The 19639-nt window shown below is 39.9% G+C and carries 15 protein-coding genes and 1 riboswitch; of the genes, 4 read left to right on the top strand and 11 right to left on the bottom strand.

The features are described 5' to 3' along the window. Nucleotides 1-45: 45 nt before the first annotated feature. A riboswitch (FMN riboswitch) is annotated at nt 46-193 on the top strand. A 106-nt stretch (nt 194-299) separates the two neighbouring features. Next, nucleotides 300-953, top strand: a complete 654-nt coding sequence (ribB, locus tag CWC02_RS01130; protein ID WP_138616028.1) for a 3,4-dihydroxy-2-butanone-4-phosphate synthase — start codon at nt 300-302, stop codon at nt 951-953. Between the two features lie 48 nt (nt 954-1001). Here ribB and CWC02_RS01125 read toward each other — a convergent pair whose 3' ends face one another. The 6 genes from CWC02_RS01125 to CWC02_RS01100 all read right to left on the bottom strand — a co-directional run bounded on the left by CWC02_RS01125 (nt 1002) and on the right by CWC02_RS01100 (nt 10514). After that, a complete protein-coding gene (locus CWC02_RS01125; RefSeq protein WP_138615965.1) occupies nt 1002-2444 on the bottom strand; it encodes a serine hydrolase domain-containing protein in 1443 nt (480 codons plus the stop codon). Between the two features lie 22 nt (nt 2445-2466). Further along, on the bottom strand, nt 2467-3468 hold the full coding sequence (locus tag CWC02_RS01120) for an alpha/beta hydrolase family protein (RefSeq protein WP_138615963.1): 1002 nt from the start codon (nt 3466-3468) through the stop codon (nt 2467-2469). A 70-nt stretch (nt 3469-3538) separates the two neighbouring features. After that, a complete protein-coding gene (locus CWC02_RS01115) occupies nt 3539-4402 on the bottom strand; it encodes a D-Ala-D-Ala carboxypeptidase family metallohydrolase (protein ID WP_138615961.1) in 864 nt (287 codons plus the stop codon). A gap of 8 nt (nt 4403-4410) precedes the next feature. Continuing rightward, nucleotides 4411-6027 (bottom strand): L,D-transpeptidase family protein, encoded by a 1617-nt coding sequence (locus tag CWC02_RS01110; RefSeq protein WP_138615959.1) that lies wholly within the window; start codon nt 6025-6027, stop codon nt 4411-4413. A gap of 158 nt (nt 6028-6185) precedes the next feature. After that, on the bottom strand, nt 6186-9338 hold the full coding sequence (locus CWC02_RS01105) for an efflux RND transporter permease subunit (protein WP_138615957.1): 3153 nt from the start codon (nt 9336-9338) through the stop codon (nt 6186-6188). A gap of 3 nt (nt 9339-9341) precedes the next feature. Further along, nucleotides 9342-10514, bottom strand: coding sequence for an efflux RND transporter periplasmic adaptor subunit (locus CWC02_RS01100; RefSeq protein ID WP_138615955.1), 1173 nt, complete (start codon nt 10512-10514; stop codon nt 9342-9344). 158 nt (nt 10515-10672) lie between these two features. On the opposite strand from CWC02_RS01100, the gene CWC02_RS01095 reads away from it, so the two are divergent. From CWC02_RS01095 to CWC02_RS01085, 3 genes are all read left to right on the top strand, one after another. Beyond that, nucleotides 10673-10921 (top strand): YkgJ family cysteine cluster protein, encoded by a 249-nt coding sequence (locus CWC02_RS01095; protein ID WP_054562006.1) that lies wholly within the window; start codon nt 10673-10675, stop codon nt 10919-10921. Between the two features lie 141 nt (nt 10922-11062). Next, the gene (locus tag CWC02_RS01090; RefSeq protein WP_138615953.1) at nt 11063-12247 is read left to right on the top strand and encodes a hypothetical protein; all 1185 of its coding nucleotides are present in this window, start codon (nt 11063-11065) and stop codon (nt 12245-12247) included. Nucleotides 12248-12342: 95 nt separating this feature from the next. Then, a complete protein-coding gene (locus CWC02_RS01085) occupies nt 12343-13095 on the top strand; it encodes a hypothetical protein (RefSeq protein WP_138615951.1) in 753 nt (250 codons plus the stop codon). Nucleotides 13096-13154: 59 nt separating this feature from the next. Here the strand turns inward: CWC02_RS01085 and CWC02_RS01080 are convergent, their stop codons facing one another. From CWC02_RS01080 to CWC02_RS01060, 5 genes are all read right to left on the bottom strand, one after another. Then, entirely contained in the window at nt 13155-14993 is a 1839-nt protein-coding gene (locus CWC02_RS01080; protein ID WP_138615949.1) for a TonB-dependent receptor plug domain-containing protein, read from the bottom strand. Between the two features lie 193 nt (nt 14994-15186). Beyond that, complete coding sequence (locus tag CWC02_RS01075) at nt 15187-15498, bottom strand: hypothetical protein (protein ID WP_138615947.1); 312 nt, start codon at nt 15496-15498, stop codon at nt 15187-15189. Nucleotides 15499-15636: 138 nt separating this feature from the next. Continuing rightward, nucleotides 15637-16185: a DUF4136 domain-containing protein gene (locus CWC02_RS01070; protein ID WP_138615945.1), complete on the bottom strand. Its 549-nt coding sequence runs from the start codon at nt 16183-16185 to the stop codon at nt 15637-15639. A gap of 122 nt (nt 16186-16307) precedes the next feature. Further along, the gene (locus tag CWC02_RS01065) at nt 16308-19094 is read right to left on the bottom strand and encodes an Mks condensin complex protein MksF (protein ID WP_138615943.1); all 2787 of its coding nucleotides are present in this window, start codon (nt 19092-19094) and stop codon (nt 16308-16310) included. Next, nucleotides 19094-19639: a condensin complex protein MksE gene (locus CWC02_RS01060; RefSeq protein ID WP_063705788.1), complete on the bottom strand. Its 546-nt coding sequence runs from the start codon at nt 19637-19639 to the stop codon at nt 19094-19096. Before CWC02_RS01060 ends, CWC02_RS01065 begins: the two co-directional genes overlap by 1 nt.

Genomic DNA, 19639 nt, shown 5'->3' with positions numbered 1-19639 from the left:
ACTTTAGGTATAGAATAGCTTGGCTTATTCATCTTATTGATTAAGCAACATTCTCAGGGCGGGGTGAAATTCCCCACCGGCGGTATACTTTGAAATTAAGTGAGCCCGCGAGCGCTTTAACTTTGGTTAGAGGTCAGCAGATCTGGTGAGAGGCCAGAGCCGACGGTGATAGTCCGGATGAAAGAGAATATAGTTTATCTATAAAACAGTAATTGGCTGCCTGCGGGTGGTCTTTTTTGCTGTGCCTTTCAATGTCCTGAATCTTTTCATATTTAATTTAATAGGTATTAAAAATGATGATTCAGTCTTCTTTACTTAGCCAATTTGGCGAACCACTTGAACGCGTTGAACGTGCTATTGCTGCCTTGCAGCAAGGTGAAGGCGTACTTGTAGTAGATGACGAAAACCGTGAAAACGAAGGTGATTTTGTGTATTCAGCACAGCACCTGACCACAGAGCAAATGGCCATGATGATCCGTGAAGGCAGCGGTATTGTGTGTCTTTGTATGGGCGATGAGCGTGTTAAACAGCTAGATTTACCACAAATGGTTGAACATAACACCAGCCAGAACAAAACAGCTTACACAGTGACCATTGAAGCTAAAACGGGCGTGACAACTGGCGTTTCAGCAACTGATCGTGTAACCACCATTAAAGCGGCAACAGCTGACAATGCAAAGCCTGAAGATTTGTCTCGTCCAGGACATGTGTTTGGGCTGCGAGCACAAACGGGTGGTGTATTAGTTCGTCGTGGCCATACCGAGGCATCTGTTGATTTAATGCTGTTAGCGGGTTTAACACCGTTTGGTGTTATTTGTGAATTAACGAATCCAGATGGTTCAATGGCTCGCTTGCCTGAAGTAAGCAAGTTTGCCAGTGAGCACAACATGCCTGTTGTATCGATTGAAGATTTAGTTGCCTATATCCAAGCAACGCAAAAACAGGCTTGTTAAAAGCTTTAAGCCGTAAGTAAAAAATAAGGCCACTCTTGTGGCCTTTATTTATTGTAATTTCTCAATAGCGTGTTTAGCACTTTCACTGTCAGGATTAAGTTTTAGCGCACTTTTGTAACTTGCTAATGCTTTTTGTTTATCACCAGCTGCTAAATATGCTTCACCTAAACTGTCAAACGTATTTGCTGAATCTGGATAAGATTGATTGTTGAGTTCAAACACCGTGATTGCGGCGTCTAGCTCATCCATCTGCATTAATTCATAGCCAAAGTAGTTTAGCGACCTTTCTCTAGGCGTATTACCCTCACTCACCATTTGCTGATAGGTATTCTTTAACCCTGCAATACCTTCACGTTTAAATGCGTTATAAAATTTACTATCTGCATGCTCTGTCGCTTTTTCGTAGGGTTTGCCATAGTAGATTGCAAGTAAGCCATTAGTCATGGGTGTGAGTGGCGCACCACCGGTGTTATTTAAAATAATAACCAGTAATTTGTCTTCGATTATTCTACTTATAAATGCATTAAAACCATTAATACCACCGCCATGTTGGATACGTGTTAGGGGTTTTCCGTAGGTGCTTTTATCAAGGTTTGTAACTTCCCAGCCAAGCGCATAATTTCTTTGCTCAGAAACTTGATACATCTGTTTTTTATATTCGTTGTTCAATAACTTATCTGTGTAGAGAGCGTGATCCCATTTTAGTAAATCTCGTGCTGTTGAATACATTGACCCAGCAGCATACGGGATAGACATATCTAAATAATCAGTATTGCTATAACCTGCTAGGCCATTGTCGTAACCCGATACGCGAAATTTAATGATTTTATTGTGAGAATCATAGCCTGTATTCTTCATATCGAGTGGATCTAAAATATTCTTCTGCAATACGTCTTGATATTTCTGACCTGTTACCTTTTCGATTACCGCACCCAAAATAAAATAGCCAGAGTTGCTATAACGAAACTCAGTGCCAGGCTCGAACACTAGATCATCACTACATAATAAGCGAATAAATTCATCAACACTGTAAGGGTTTCGGCTGTACTCATCACGAAACGATTTTGCTTGAGTATAATTACCAAGACCAGAGGTGTGATTAAGTATTTGCCGAATGGTAATTTTAGTGGCTATATCTTGTCTGTAATCAGGGAGGTATGTTGCAAGGTGATCATCGAGTTTGAGTTTACCATCTTGTGCCAATTGCAGAATTAACATGGCGGTAAACTGTTTGGTAATTGAACCAATTCTAAATTTACTTTTATTACTATGTTTTATATCCCATTCAAAGTTGGCATAGCCAACGCTTTGTTCAAACAGTACTTTTCCACCCTTTGCAACTAACACATTGCCATTAAACTGCTTAAAGTTATGAAAGCCATTAATAAAGTCAGCCATCTCTGCTTGCATGTTTTGGCTATGTGCGAGGCTTGAAATTGCGACTAAATAAAAAACTACAAGCAACCTTAGTTTATTAAAGAATATGTTCATTGCTTTCCTTGTTATTTGTTGGTTACATTAATTGATGTAAAACTTCATTGCGCATGGCTTGATTGATAAGGCTGACCATTCTGGTGTGGTCTAAATTACTGTAATGCACTATGGATACACTCTTATTTTGAAGTGCTTGCCAATAACTAGCGGGGCTTATTGGGTCAGCGTTACTGACATAGAGTGTGGTTCTATTAGCTGATTGTTTGCTGTTCAGTAGGGCGAATAAATCAAGCTGTGTTTCATCAATAGCACTGTCTTGAATTACATCTTTTGCTGCGTTTTTAAAATCATTATCTTTGACAAAGTAGCTTAAGGTGGGGTGATAACTTTTAGCTACGGACATTAATGCGGTGTCAAAATGCACTATTGGTGCAACCATTATCTGTTGCTTTACATTAGGCATTTGCTTTGCAAGTTGCATTGCGGCAATACTGCCCATTGAATAACTTAAAATATCAATTTGTTGGTATTGGTTGGTATTTAAAAAATGCTTTAATACATCAAGACTATTTAGACCAAACTTGAATTCACTATATTGATTGCTCGCAGGCATTAGGATGACATCTTTGCCAGTAAAATGGCTTAGCCAATGAGCTTGAAAGCTATAAATCAAACTACTCACACCATAACCTGGGAATAGTATAATTGCTGAATCGTTTTTCTGTTTGGCACCATTTATAGAGGTCAAAGTTGTTTCAAATGTTTCCATTTCCTCTTTTGATTTAAGTTGAAAAGTTATGCCAAATTGTTCACCTTGCTCAAAATATTCGATTAAATCATTATGGGAAAATATTCTAACTGCTAAACATTCATGTGTAGTGTTACATGTTTTTCGAGGTATGCCTTCGTAAACGGTATTCAACATTGGGTCGTCAGGGCCACCGTAAGATATCTCTTCTACAGGTTGAGTGATTTGATAAGCAATAAAACTCTGACAACCACTGAGGACTGAAATATAAAAAATGCAGAGGATAAAGCGCATAATTCCCTTTGTTGTTATTGTAGTACCTCCATTAATCACAACAACTTACCAATCAAGCAGCAATAATGCAATCGGATAATATTTGAACAAGGGTTGTACGAGGATTGTATTACCACCTAGCGGTAAATCCACGGTTATCTATGTGAACAAAACCACCGTGGTGGGAGGCGGGTTTATAGCGGCCAATACCGCCATTATAGCGACTCTGTTTTTGGAACTTTTCAAACACTTTATAAAGCACATCTACATCAGCAATCGTTAGTTTACCATCGCCGTTTAAATCGTCCATTCGGCCATCACCATCTTCGTCTACATATAGGTCAAAGGCATCGCCGTATTGGTGTCGGCTGTGTTTGCCATTACCAATTGAGCGATTGTAATGGGGTGTTCTATAGCCGCTGATAAAGGCAAATTTGCTTACTTTAATCCCTTCATTTTGTACAAACGAGAGCAGATCTTCGAGCATCATCAAGCCATCGTTGTTGACATAAAGATACTTTGGAAAGCCACTCACTTGCTTACAAATTACATTTTTAACTTGCACATGAGGAGTCAGTTGGCGTGTTAGGTCTTTCTCAAAAATTTCTATAAACCCGTTTGGCGCACTGTATTGTGTATAGCCTTTATAAGGCGCAGGGTAGAGGCCGATTTGGTAATTATTCAATTGCTTATTGTTAGCATTGAATGGTTTTTTCACTATAACGAGTAAGCGTTTGCTCGTTTTGTTGTTACTCAGTACTAGGCTATAAAACCCTGCATTTTCTGGCGCATAAACGGCAATGCTATTTGGCCCTAATCGCTCTGTCTCAACATCTGAAACTTCAGTTGGAGTAAAATCAGCCGTGTTATCAATTGTTAGCACTTGTTTTGCATCAAGTACAAGGCTGTGCAGCGAATCAGTTAATTCAATGGCAGCAACAGAGCATGTAGTTAACGCTAAGCACACACTAAAAATAATACGGCTGAAATACATAGTGACCTCTAAATTGTATTGTTTGCTAATGGTGTGGTGAGTGCTTTTAATAACGCGCCATCACGATTATAAACGTCGGTATAAAATTGTAGGCCCTCGTCGTTACCCGCAACGGTCCAATACATTAAAAGTACATCCAGCGGTTTTGATAAGCTGACTTTTTTAGTTTCTTTTGCAGCAATGGCGTCATCAATTTCACTACGGCTCCAATTATCTGAGGTTTCTAATATTTTCTCAGCTAAGGTGAATGGGTCATCAACTCTTACACAGCCGTGGCTAAATGCACGTTGGTCTTGCTGGAATAAACTTTTTGCAGGGGTATCGTGCAAATAAATTGAGTATTTATTTGGGAACATAAACTTGATTTGCCCTAATGAATTATTCTCTGAAGGCTGTTGTACAAACCAATACGGGAAGTTTTTGCGGCTAGCATTCGGCCAATCAATACTCTCGCTATCAACTGGGTTACGGCGACTATCAACCACAACAAAGTCTTTCTCGTTTAAGTAATTTGGGTTTTCTTTCATTTTTTTGATGATGCCACCTGAAATACTCCGCGGTACTGTCCACGTTGGATTCATCACGATATAACTCATTTGCCCTTTAAATATTGGGGTTTTGGTGTAGTTTCTGCCTACAACTACGTTGGTTTGCCATTTCAATTTGTTGTCTTCAAACAAATACAGCAAGTAGCCTGCGATATTTACCACTAAGAAGCGCTCTGTGAGCGTGTTATCAACCCAACGAATGCGCTCTAGGTTTACTAAAATATCATTAACGTACTCACTGTAATCTTTGTTGAGTAGTTTTAACGTCGCATTGCCAATCACACCATCATCAGCAACTTGATGGGCATTTTGAAAGCGTTTAACTGCTGCGACTAGATCATCGTTATAATCAGTGGCATCACTGTTACTGCCGTCAAAATACTTTAGTCGTTTTAACTTTTGTCTTAAATGCGGTACTGCTGGGTCTGATTGTCCGGGTTTTAATACCTTATTTTGCAGTGCGAAGTCAGGTAACTCGCCAGTGGCATCAAGCTCTCGATAAAACACAAGAGCGGCTTTTAAGCGCTTATAATGAGGCAAAACAGGTTTTAGGTTTTCAAGTCCTTTATCAAGGCTTTTTGATTTTACATGTTTGAGTAATGAGGCCGCTGCGGCATCTGGGCTGACATCAAACTGTTCATAGTTCCATGTGGCTGCCAATTGTTTTGGGTTTACCTTTCCGCGTATTAGGTGTTTTGCATAGGTCATGACGGCATCTGTCATCAGTACATCAAACTGGGCTTCGACGGCATCTGCTCCGCGTTTCTCTATTTCGTTGGCCAGCGCCATTAATGTATCAAAGTGATAGTCGTTAGGAGATAGCCCTTCAAGTTCTGCTTGCGCAATTAAATTGAGCGCTTGTTTGGCATATTTGTTGTCATCCCATACTCGTTCAAAACTATTTGCTTTATAGGTGGCAACAGTCATTTCAGGGGAGTGGATATGCTGTCCTTCTATACTGTGAGATTCACCAATCAGAATAGGTTCAAGCTGTTGTTGCAAGTATTGGTTCTCAGCAAGCACTGGCATACAAATTGATAAACAACTGAGCAAAGCTGTGTAGTGCAGAATTTTCATAGCTATGTCCTTATAACGTATTTAGTTATTTTTTGAATTGTATCTTTTTTGCTCATTTAAGCTTAGCAAAACAACAGGATTTATAGGAACATATTTTTAAATAAAAAACGCTTGGCAAATAAGCTTGCCAAGCGCTCGGTTGGGTTTTTGAGAGGGGTTTAATTACTGGTTGTTTGTAATTTTGCTTCTGGCTCTGCTTTTTTACCTCTTAGCTTGCCAATTAAGCGTTTGAAGTCTTCTAACGCGACGTACTGACAAGGGATTAAAATAAGCGTAATGACCGTTGCAAATAACACCCCGAATGCTAGAGATACAGCCATTGGGATAACGATTTTTGCTTGTAAGCTTGTTTCCATAATGATTGGTAATACACCAATAAAGGTTGTAATCGAGGTCAGTAATATTGCTCTAAAACGACGCGCACCGGCTTGCATTACCGCTTCTTTGATTGCAACACCTTCGGCGCGGGCTTTATTGACAAAGTCGACCATCACTAGCGAGTCGTTTACGACAACACCTGCAACAGCGATGATACCGAATACTGATAGGCTACTCATTGTCATACCTAAGATCATGTGGCCAAACATTGCACCAATGACACCGAATGGAATAACCGACATGATGATAAATGGCTGTGAGTACGAGCGTAGTGGAATAGCAAGTAACGCAAAGATAATCATCATTGATAAAGCAAAGTCACGTACTTGTTCTGCAACACTGTCCATTTCTTCTTGAATACGACCTGCCACATTACTTTCTACACCAGGGTAGCTTTTCAGTAGGCTAGGTAAGTATTCGTCACGAATTTCTTTTGCAATGGCAAATGGTTCAGCTTGGTCAGTATTAACCGCAGCCCACACGTTTACAGTACGTTTAGCGTTCTCACGGCGAATACGGTTTACACCATCTACAATGTTAACTTTAGCAACTTCAGCAAGCGGTACTTCAACACCCGTTGGCGTGATGATACGCGCATCTGTGATGTCACTTACTGCGTTACGCGATTCACGAGGGTAGCGGATCATTACTTTGATCTCTTCACCGTCACGTAAAATACGTTGTGCTTCAAGGCCGTAATAGCTAAAACTAACTTGTGATGCCACATCTGAAAGGGTTAACCCTAAGCTGTAAGCAAGTGGTTTAAGTTCAAGTTGAACCTCGTCAGTTGCAGATTGTAGTGAGTCATTTACATCGCCTACGCCTTGCATGCTATTTAGCTTTTCTTTTAACTTAGCAGCCACTTCTTTGAGCTTATTGATATCTTTACCTTCTAAGCGAAAGCTCACATCACCGTCATCACGACCACCGTTCATGATACTGTCTTCAATATTCAGCGTTTTCACACCTGGCAGTGGTGGCATTTGCTCACGCCACATTGCACTTAATTGGAAGGTATCAATAGGGCGTAAGTCTGGTTCAACCAAAATCGCCATAATGCGTGCACTTGTACGACCGCGTAAACTAACCGATAAATCGCGGATCATTGCTTGACCATATTGCTCTTCAAGTTGTTTATCGACATCTAAAATTAGCTTTTCAATTGTTTGCGCTGTCTCAAGGGTCGCTTGCTCAGACGAAGATAAGTTCATTTCAACCGAGATACGTGGGAAATCATGTGGAATTTTAGGGTTCGCAACAAATTTCACTAAGCCACCAGCGAACATACCGCCACTAACAATAAGTACACAGATAAAGCCAACAATCACGGTGTAACGGTAATGAATACAGCGACCAATAAATGGTGTGTAGTAATTATCAACAAAGTTCTTGAGGCCTTTATCCATTCCTAAGCGTAAGCGATGTAATGGATTTTTAGGGTTCGCAGGTTTATTTTTCATTGCCGCTAAGTGAGCCGGTAGAATCAGTTTTGACTCAATTAGTGAGAAAATTAAACATAGGATAATTACACCACCAATGGCTTTAGAAAACGCAGAGCCAGGGCCTGATGCCAGTGTTTGTGGTAAAAATGCGGCAATTGTAGTTAACACCCCAAAGGTAGCAGGAATAGCAACGCGTTTTACGCCGCGGACTACGTTATCTAGGCTATGACCGTGCTTTTCAATTTCAGCACTGGCAGACTCACCGACGACAATAGCATCATCAACGACTATCCCGAGCACCAGTATAAATGCGAATAAAGAAGCTAAGTTAACAGTGATATCAATAAAGCCAAGTGGCATCATTAAAAATGCACCTAGGAATGACACAGGTAAGCCCATCATTACCCAAAACGCTAAGCGTAGTGGTAAAAATAGCGCCAGTACCACCATCACTAAAATACCACCCCAAATCATGTTGTCGATCATCATGTTTAGACGACCTTCAAGGTAGTAAGTTAAATCAACAATCGGTGATAGTTTTACACCTGCTGGTAACTGTGGTGCTTTATCTGCTAGGTATTTTTTTAATACCGCAGCAACTTTAGTGATGTCTTGATCTTTCGAAGCATTTACTTCAAAAGTCAGTGAGTTTTTACCGTTGTACTTAGAGTATTGTAAGCCTTCTTCAAAGCCGTCGTTAATTGTTGCTACATCACCTAAGAAAACTTGAGCGCCATCAGGTAAGTGTAATAAAGGCAGATTTTCGAACTCTTTACCACGATATGCTTGGTTTTCAACACGCATTGAAATGTAGCCATTTTCAGAGCGAATTTGACCTGCAGACATATTGGCAGAAAAGCTGCGAACGGCTGTGGCAATATCAAGGAAAGTTAAACCATACTCACGTAGCTTATCTGGGCTAATTTCGATGCCAATTTCGTAGTTTAAGCCACTGTAAAAGTTGACCAAGTTAATTTGTGGTAAAGCTTGTAGCTCATCTTTAATATCATTACCAAGTTCTTTGAGCTGGTAGTTACTCATATCGCCATACAGCGCGAGTATCATCACTTCTTGCTCAAACTTTTCGCGGCGAACAATTGGGCGTTCCATCTCAGCAGGGAAGGTATTGATTGAATCAACCTGCATCTTGATTTCATCGAGTACTTCCTGCGGGTCGTACTTTTCTTCGATTTCGATCCAAGCTTGTGAAAAACCACGGTTCGAATAGGTAATTAAACGTTTAATGCCTTCGAGACCTTCTAAAGACTCTTCGACCTTAATGGTGATGCCTTCTTCTACCTCTTGCGGCGCAGCCCCTGGGTAGACAGCTTGAATACTGATCCAGTTACTCTCAAATTGTGGGAACATTTGCTTACGCACCGACATTGCCGTCAATAAGCCACCCACTAAAATGAAAATCATAAGTAAGTTTGCAGCAACTGGGTTGCGAGCAAACCAGGCAATAAGCCCTTTTTCTCTGTGCGTGGTCATGGCTTATTCCTCTTTTAACGCTAACTGCGTTGTTGGCACATTCAGTGTTGCGTCATCTAACTTGACCGCCATGCCTTCAGTTGGGTATTCAAGTGCCGAGGTAATCAGTTGCTCACCGTTAGCAAGGCCATTATCGGCGATCACCATGCCATTTTGTTCGCGAACGATGTTAAGTGTTTTAAAGGTAAGCGTTTCGCCATCTTGTAAAACAGCGACTTTTTTATCTTTAACTAAATGGTGCGGAACAACAATCGCGTTGTCTAACGCTCGGCCTTCGATAGTGGCGTTAATGTATGAGCCAAAACGTAATGGCTGCTTTTGCTCATAAGGCGTTGCTACTTGTGCTACTAAGTAATTCATGCGGCTACGTTGGTCAACAACTCCTTCGCTACGAACAATAGTTGCTTGCCACGTTGTTTGTTTACCTGCAAATTCAGCATTAATTGATACGCTTGCACCAATTCCTTGGTTATTTAGGTATTGCAGATCTTTATCAGCAACAGGTAAACGAATTTCAGCCAGTGACGTTGAGCTCAGGCTACCAAAGCTGTTACCTGGGTTTACCACACTACCTAGACTAATCAGGCGTTCGTCGATAATCGCATTGTAAGGCGCTTTAATATATGTGCGCTCAAGATTACGTTTTGCGCGTTTTACACTCGCTTGCGCAGCACGATAACTTGCAAGTTTTTCAGCAAGTTGTGGTTTACGTAAATAAAGCTCAGAAGGGATAACTTGATTTGAGTCACCTTTGATGCGGTCCCACTCAGCTTGCGCAACTGACACCTGTGCACGTTCTATCTCAAGTGCAGAGCTTGCTTGGGCTAGTCCTGCTTCAGCTTCAATGAGTGCTGCTTCGTAATCATTTGGGTCAATACGTGCTAGAATGTCGCCTTGCTTAACAAATCCACCTTGTACAAATTGATCTGATAACGACACAACCTGACCACTTACTTGCGCAACAAGCTCAGTTTGGTTTTTAGGTTTAACGATACCGTATGATTTTACATCAAGGGTAATGGCATCAAAGCTTAACGGTTTGATTGATACAAGCGGGCGCAGATCTTGTTCTGGTTTTTCTACTGGCGGTTGCTTCATTGAGGCAAATGCGAATGCCATTCCAAGTCCGCCGACTAATACGGCGATAGGGAGAATGATTTGTTTTTTACTAGCCACGGGATAGTCCCTCACGGTTGACGGTAATTAAAAATAAATTTGATAGGCTAAGCATACGCAATAAAGTGTTTACAAGGCGTTTGAAGATGTAACAAACCATTACACATATTACAAAGGCGCTACAAAGGTTCTATAAGAGGTACTCAATGACAGATCAAATGGCATGCAGATTAGGCTGTGGCGCCTGTTGTATTGCACCCAGTATTAGCTCACCGATCCCAGGAATGCCCAATGGGAAAGCAGCGGGAGAGCGCTGTATTCAGCTTGATGATAATAACCTATGTAAATTATTTGGTGATGAATCAAGGCCTAAGGTGTGTAGTGACTTTTCTGCCACTATTGATGTGTGCGGCACGACAAATGAGCAAGCGTTGTATTTAATTACCGAGCTTGAGCAGATGACTTAATGTCTTAAGGAAACTTTTAGGTATGTAATTTTATTTGCTGCTTCATTTATTAAGTTGAAGTACTAGGCATACTTTTTTAATTGCTCTTTCATTCCTATGAGTTTAACGTTAATGGATGACATTAGTTTAAAGGATTAAATAATGGTCAATTCAATTTCAGCTTTTCTTTGCTTTATCTGTTTTCTTTTGCCTATTACATGTAATTCTTCATCTACAGAGACAGTATCAGTTGATGTAACTATGGGCTATAACAATGGCTATTATGGGGACTCGATAGATGATTCAGAAAGCCTTTTTGATGATATGCTTGTTTTCATTAATGGTGATTTTGTCGGTGAAATGGTTGATACGGTTAATATCACACTCAATGTTGATCCAACTATAAAAAATACAATTTCGTTAATTGGTAAAGTATCTTCATTTGGTGAGGTGACTTTAACTGAAGAAAACTACCAAACTAATTCAGTGTATATTCCCCTTAATGAAAATCATGGCTATGCTGAGTGGGCAAATATGTCTGTCTCCAGTATTACAGAAAATACGATTGATAAAAACTTTTCGAGTTTTGATATTTCGTTCTCACATAATAAATTACCGATAGACATAGATGAAAACCCCTCTTTTATCATTGAATTAGCCAGAGTTGACGGTGGAGAAATAAATCTAGAAAAACAACCATCTGTTGATATATCACATTATTTCCATGTTGTGGATGGCATACTTAAACCTAAGTCTTTCGAGGAGTTTAAATCATTTTTTAGTTCAAGGGCTATATTTGGCGAACTCACTTTAATGGTTTCTGCTAGAGGTAAAGAGGTGGACGTAGACGTAGATTATTATGGTGAAATTAATTTCTATTTGGACGCATTTTTATTAAATGGAAAGCTGAACCCACCACACTATAATAGCAATGTATCTGTTGCTAATGTTGAAATCGAATTCTCTTATTTATTAAATAATAAAAAGTTAGTAAAAAAAGTCATTACTGATGAGTCAGGTTATTTTATTATAAAATTACCCCGCGCTAATTTGTCTTTTTTAGCCAAGAAGTTTTATGAAAATACAGAGTATATTTTAAAAGGAGAAATCTCCGCTGAGCAGTCACGCAGTAACATTCATTTTAACCTTTTGGCCGCGAGCGATAAAAATGTGAAGGCTTCAAGTAACCCGAAGTTAGAGATAGTTATTAAAAAGTCTTCTATATATGAACCAAGCTTCTATCGTTCGCTTAATAGAAATCGAAGAAGTCATTTTATAGATGCTTGTAGAATGAATAATCATGAGTATGGCTATATTTTTAAGTGCATGGATAGCAGCAAGCCTTAATTTGACGCAAATGGCCGCCAAACTCTCAAAATAAGTGAGCTTGTTATCAGCTATTATGCATTCTTTATAGAGTAACAATTTTTGGACTATTAATTGTGATGCCTAATTCTAAAATACTAATAAAAAATGTTTCGGAGATTGAAAGTTATGATGTTCTTGCATCGGAATCGAGCCTAAATATAGTCCCATACGAACAAGTTCTAAAAGATTATTGGCATGAGGTTATAGCAGATGCGCAAAGCGCAGGAACTGAAATTTGGGATGGGCAGTATTATCGATTAGAAAATATTGATGAAATACAACGAGGTTCATTGCAATTAAAGCTGAGCACTATCTCATATTCTACAACTCGCTCTTTAATGAAATTAAGCCAACAGCAGAATTTAGCGAGTTGCTACTTTCCATACCATGTAAATACAGGGGCGTTAATATCGACAAGTGATGATTTTTTTGTGTTTGGTCAAAAAACAACAAAGTCAGGTACTTATTATCTTGACCTTATCGGCGGTGGGCTTCAAAAAGATGAGTTGGATGTGCAGCAGGCTATTGATATTAAAAACAATATACTAAAAGAAGCATTTGAAGAGGCGAATATAACCAGTTCAATGATTGATTGGGTAAACCTTAATTCACTTATACTAACTAACACGATGAGTGTCGTTATATTATTTAATATCAAGCTTAATGTAGATAAAGGCCTGTTGTTAAAATCATTCGAAGATAGAGTTGAAAATGAGCTTTCAGGCTTACAATTTTTTGATCAACAAAGTGTGAAAGAATTTAGCTACAAAGAAAATACCCTCTCTTATTTGAGCTTAATACCGAAGCTTGTGAAAAATTTTAGCTAGATAATGTTATTCATGAATAGTAATAATGCCAGTCAATTGACTGGCATTGTTGTTTTTGTTTACCACGTATAAGTAGCGCTAAGAGTATATTGCTCGCCGCGACCAGGGGTACCCGGGACTTCTTCGAATGATTCATCCCAAATGTTGTCAGCTGCAAAGGTTACAAATACATTATCAAGCTGGGCAGGGGTGAACTTTAGCGTTAACTGCGTGAAGAAGGCTTCATCATCAGAGCTACGTAGGCGGTTACTGTGTTGTTTACGCCATTCGTTATCGATACGTAGCTCAAGCACATCCATTGGTTGCCATACTGCACCCAGTGTTACACGGTGATCAGGGTAGTTAAGCGCATAAAAGCTCGCATCAATATCTGCCGTGCCGTAGTCTTCTGACTTTTCTAAATAGGTGTAGCTGGCAATTAACTCAGTGCTTTCAAACGATTTATTCGCTAAAAACTCAACGCCTAAGGTGTCTATATCAACCGGATTTGCAAAACGAGCTGAGGTTGCATCAAAGCGATATGTCCAATCTGTCAGGTTTTTATCTTTACGGTAGAAAATAGCTGAATCTAAACGCCATGAAGACTGCTCAATCAGTAAACCTAGCTCAAGGTTATCGGTTGTTTCGCGCTCAAGGCTGTAGTTACTTCTGAATAATCCGCCCGTTTCACTGCCGCCAATAGCGGTATAACCGGGAACTTGTGTTGCCTCGGCGTATGATGCATACCAAGTATGTTCACTGCCATTTTGGTTAGCTACCTTAAGGCTTGCATCGGCAATAAAGGAGGTATCTGAGCTATCACGGTTCGTATCATCAAATGTAGCACCAACACGTACAGTAAGTTCTTTGTTCGCTGTAAGGGCTGATTTGTACTCAGGCAAGATACTTAGCTTAGTGTAATTGCGTGATGTAAAGTTGTTTTCAAGAGACGTTGATTCAATTGCATCAGCAATAAATTGCCCTGCATAATTAATTGCATAGTGGTCATTTAAACGGTGACGTCCAGAGAGTGCCAATGACTTAACGGTGGTTTCGTGAAACGCTTCAAAAATAGCTGGGTTTTCACGAGACAAAACGTAATGGTCGTTATGTTTACGATAATAGCCAGTCACTTCAAAGGTATTGCTCTCACCATACACTTGCTTGTGGTTAAGCATGAAAAGCTTGGTTTCCAGATCTTCGGTTTCGTTAAAATTAAATGGCGTGTAAAGGTTTGGCCAACCAAAAAACTTCTCTTGGCGTCCGAACATTAAATCAGTTTGTGAGGTAGAGCTTGCAAGTTGAATACGCGCTGAAGCACGTTCAAAGTCGTGGTCGCCATTATCAATTGAGCCATCACTTTTTGAGTGCGAGTATTCCCCTTCAATGCCTAATCGCCAATCAGGTTTACTATCCAGCTTTTGGCTATGGGCAGCATGAATGCTTTGTAAATTAAAGCCATTCGTACCTGTGCCAAGTGAAACGCTGCCAGTGCTTGTGATAGGGCGCCAGCCAAATGAAACTGTGCCAACCGAACTATTCATACCATAAAGGGCATTATCAGCCCCTGTAAGCACTGAAGGGCCTGTTAGCATTTGTGGCGCAATGGGAATTTCAGCAAAGTAGTGACCAGATTGCGGGTCGAATAATGTACTGCTACCAACACGAAAGCCAGTATTTTCAAAGATACCACCGCGAATGGTGACATCAGCTTGTGCTTCAGCCATATTGCGCGATTGTAAATCGACACGTGGGTCATATTCTAAGTTTGATACCGGCGCATCAAAGGTACCAACAGGCTCTTTATTTGCGGTTGCAGAAACTTCAACGGTGATTTGTTCAATATTGTTGGTGTCTTCTGCTAGCACTGAGCAAGTGACGAATAATGCGGGAAGTGTAAGCTGTACTGCGCGTACCATCTAAAACTCTCTATTATTTTGATTAACTCGTTGCAGTGGCCGTTAAGAGCACACTGGAAATTGCAGGTATTGTATCTGAATCACTGAGTTATACCACTCCAACCAGATTTCAGCTGGTAACAAAAAAACCGCGCTAAGGCGCGGTTGTGCAATAAGAGCTGTGTCTATTTATTATTTAAAAAAGATGTGTGTTTCAGTTTGATTTTTTATTTTTAACCGCATCATATTTACCAAAGAAAGTAATGATGAGAGCAACAAAAATACCCATAAATCCAATGACCGAAAAAGCTAGGCTATATTCAGCTTTAATATTAAAAATATTAAGCAAACTAGTTATTAACAATAGAGAAATACCGGAAATTTTTAAAATCGTCTGTGTTTTATTTAAGCAAAACCATGCTTGACAAGAAGGGCATTGATTTTCAATGAAGAGGCTGTTTGTATTAACCTTTTTTATATCTTTAGTCGCAATTATGGTTTTACAGTTTGGGCAAGTTAATTTCATTTTATTCCTTTTTGGATCTTTTCTCTAAGACCCCTAATTCCATTTAGAGTTATTTAAGTTAAAGCATCATAGCAAACTTTGATCTTCACAAACAAAAAAGCTCACAATTTGTGAGCTTTTCAAAATTATGTAAAAGGCTTATTGCTGAGGTTTTGGTGGGAAGTTACTTAGAATGTTAGCAACAGTCTCTTTGATAACTTCAGTGCGCTTTTCAGGTGATTGGTTCTTTTGCAAACGACCTTCTTTCGCACCACGCCAAACTAATTGGTTAGAAGCACGGTCTACCACGTCTAGAATTAACGTACCCACTTCGTATTCGCGAGCAGTTGTTTGCGTGTTATAACCCATACCCCAGTAATTCCAGCGTGCACCGTAACCTACGTTGAAGGTATCTACATCAATTTTAGTATCAACAGAGGCATGGTAGTTAATCAGCACATCTGCTTGTGCTAAATCAACTAGCTTCATACCGTTTTTTTCAAGTTCAGCATTAACGGCTTCACGAACCCGTTTTTCCATTAAAGGACTAATTTGGTAGTTCGATACATTTTTAGTCAAGCTGGCATTCGGTACCCAAGAGAAGGTTTTATAATTACTAAAATCGGCTGATTTGTCGTAATCCCAATCAGGCGTTTTAGCACAGGCTGCTAAAAATAGTACAGCCGTCGCGATTAATAAGTTCTTCATATTGTTTGCTCCTTGGCAAAATTTCCACTACTTGATTGATAACATAACACAAAAAATACTCAACTGAATGATTATTTAAAAACTATGGCACATTTACAAAAAAGTACTGTAATAGTTTGTAATTAAGCACTGTGTTCCACTTCTATCCAGTCTTTTTCATCGACCCAGTTTTGTGCGCCATCTTTAACAGTGCGAATAGGGACGATGTAATCACAGCTAACTTGTGGTTTAACTGAGGCAAAAATCGGCACAAAGCCAAAGCTAAGCGCGGTTTCGATAATTGCTTTTTGGTTTTGTGGGTCGATATCGGCTGCTTCATCGATATAAATCGGAATACGATACAAGTTTTGTTCTTGATCACTTAATAAGTAACGAATAAACAGCATACCGCAAAGTAACTTAATGGTAATACGCGTACCGTTAGAACCAGCTGAATCGATTTTTTCGAAGTGCTCAGTTTCACCAGCACGGTTTACGACTTCAAAACGAATATCGAATAAGTCGGTCAGTGTTAAACCAGCTTTTTCAGAGGCAAGCTTAATCAAATGATCTTTCGCTTCGTTTACTGCAGATTCGCTATAAGGCTCTTGGCTTAATAGGTCTAGGGTATCGCCTTGCTCAAACTGATTTGAGGTACTAATAATGGTATCAATGCTATCAACCAACATCTTGCGAGGAATAACATTAATTTTAAATGCTTGAAGGTTAGAGATACGGTGCTGACTAATGCCTTTATTAAAGCTGTTCATTTCGCGGCGTAGGCGGTCTAAGTCTTCGCGCAAGCCTTTAATGGTGGCGGCTACTTCAGTTAACGCAACTCTGCCTTGACGTTCAACCGCATCGCGCTCGTTATCAATGTTATGAAACGCGCTAATAAGCTTTTCGTATTTAGTAAACTCATCGTTTTCGTTATCAAATTTAGTAATACCTGCATTGTAAATATGCAGGTAGGTGTTACGTACGTTGATATCAAAGTTACGTAACTCTTGGCAGTCTTTATTGAAGTGGTGAATGAGGTCACTTAAGTTATCAAAATCAATACTGATTTCAATCATGTACGGAGTGACTTTGCCTGAGTAAACATCAAGGGTGTGATCGATACGTTCAGATTTAACTTGGCGTAAACGGTCAGCTTGGCGGGCAAGCAGATCTTTTTTCGACTTGATAATTGAGCGACGATCGCTGATTGAGCCACTATTCTTTTGAATATCTTGCAGGTAGTCGTCAACTTGCTCGCGTTCTGCATTTAACTGCTCTTTTAGCAGGGTTTGTGCATCGACAGATTGCTGCATCACTTCAAATTGTTCAAAACGTTTTAATGCTTCTTCTGAGGCCATTAACTCATCATACAAGGCATCTTTTTCTTTTTGCTTTTCGGCGACATTTGCGGCGACTTCGCGCTGTTGTTTAAACTCTTTCAGTGAGTTTTCAAGAGCAGCAAGTTGCGCAGTTAATTGCTCTTTATTTTCGCCAGTTTGCATTTGCACTGGGCTTAGCTTTTTAAGTTTAATCGTCGCACCTGGCAGAGTCAGTACACCGCCTTTCACGTTAGCCGATAACTGCTCTAAGAACTCCCCAAAGGCATCTTCGTCTGTGATCTCAACATCACCATTGCTGGTGGTGGCAAACGATAAGATATCTGGGTTCAGAATACGCGAAATCTCTTCAACTTCTTTCAAAGATAAATCTTCACGCATACGGGTGAATAAATTGAACTCGAGGTTCTTTAACTGCAGTTTTAAGCTCTTGATTTGCTTTTGTGTTTCGCTAATACGGTAATCAAGGGTGTGCAAGCTTTGCCCTTGAGCACTGCTTAATGAATGCGATAGCGATTCATAATCTTGTTTAAGCTGAGTAAGGCTGACTTTTAAAGTGGCTTTATTAACCAACTCAAACTCAGATTTAAGCGCACGATAGTCTAAAAACCATTGTTCAATTTGAGTTTGTTTACGCTCAATATCGCGCGATTGCTGGATATACAGCTGCTGCTTTTGTTCGAACTCGTGCTTTTCGTGTTCGATATCCTCAAGGGCAATATTTAGCTCAGTGAGTTGCTCTTGTTGATAGGTTTCAAAGTCAATCAGTGCTTGGTCAATTTTTGGCGCATAAGCAGCAAGCTTACCTTTTAAAACCGTTTGGTTTTCAAGCATAGATTCAAGAGCTGCAATTGGCTCTTGCATTGACTCAAGGGCTTTTAATTCACGTTTAGCGCGATTCACTTTATCAAATGAACGTCGCCAAACCTCATAAAAATCAACCCGTGAGTTTGACATATGGCGCTCAAATACACGTAGCATAAAGCGTTTAACATCACTGGCACCTAACTTATGCAAGTTAAGGATACGTCGGAAAATTTCTTTGTAAATCGCTGAATCTTGCACGTTATTGAGGGGGATCATCTTTAAGTTGATATCGCCATCAAATGGGGTTGCGCCGCCAGTGAGTAGGGCGTTTAGCTCTTGCGCTTTTAATTCAATTGGATTGAAACCTTGCTCTTTTAAGTGATTAAAAAGCTTGGTGAATTTTACAATGGTTTTGCCTTGCGTGTAGTGTTCAAGGTTCAACTTACCAGGGTAGCAAAAAAACTGATGCGCGTAACCGGCTATTTTACCTAGGCCGGCAACACCAATCACCACAGGGCCATTAGGCAGGTCAGCTTCGAGCAAAATATAGGATTGATCTGACGAAAAGTAGAATTTTCGGGTTTCGTCTAAATCATGGCCATCCCATTCTGTTAAACGTAAATCATTAATCAGTGGAAATTGCAGGGCATTAATTACCGAGCTTTTACCGGTATTATTCGGTGCACAAATAGAGCTACTTTTATCCAGCGGGATCACGCATTTTGCATAGCCAGCGGTATTTAAAAGCGCAAGTTTGCTGAGTCCGTATAGGCTTTGGCTTTGCATTATTCGTCATCTCCTAGGTAGGTTTCTTCGTTTACTTCCATCAATGCATCGATATAACGATAAATAGGTGCTTGCAGCATAAAGCCGTTTTCTACTTCGCGAGCTAGACCTAAACGCACCATACGTAGGTAAACGTCTTTGCGTAAATCTGAGCCTGAGAAGATTTCTAATTGATCAAACAAATGCTTGTTGATTTGCACTAAGGTTTGCATTAGTTCAAGGTCGTTTACTTCGTCAAACAAGGCACGCATTGGATCTTTACCGGTATTGGCATAGTGCTCAATCAAGATGTAGATAGTCAGTGCGATGGCACGCGAAATTTTACCCATATTTGGGGTGCTTTCGTCGCTACCAAAATAGTAAAAGCCACGGCTATCATGTTGTAGGTCATGGCCAAGGGCGTTAAATAACGCGCGATAAGCATCAATGTGTTGATCAAGCTCTTGCCACATCAGCGTGTCTTGTTCGCTAATGTGGTAGCCTGATGTGAGCTTTTTATTAATAGCTTGCAGATGCGTTAAATCATCTAAATTAATATCTGTCAT

It is taken from the genome of Pseudoalteromonas sp. S2721 (assembly GCF_005887425.1).
Classification (GTDB): domain Bacteria; phylum Pseudomonadota; class Gammaproteobacteria; order Enterobacterales; family Alteromonadaceae; genus Pseudoalteromonas; species Pseudoalteromonas simplex.
This window is presented reverse-complemented; position numbering and strand designations above follow the sequence as displayed.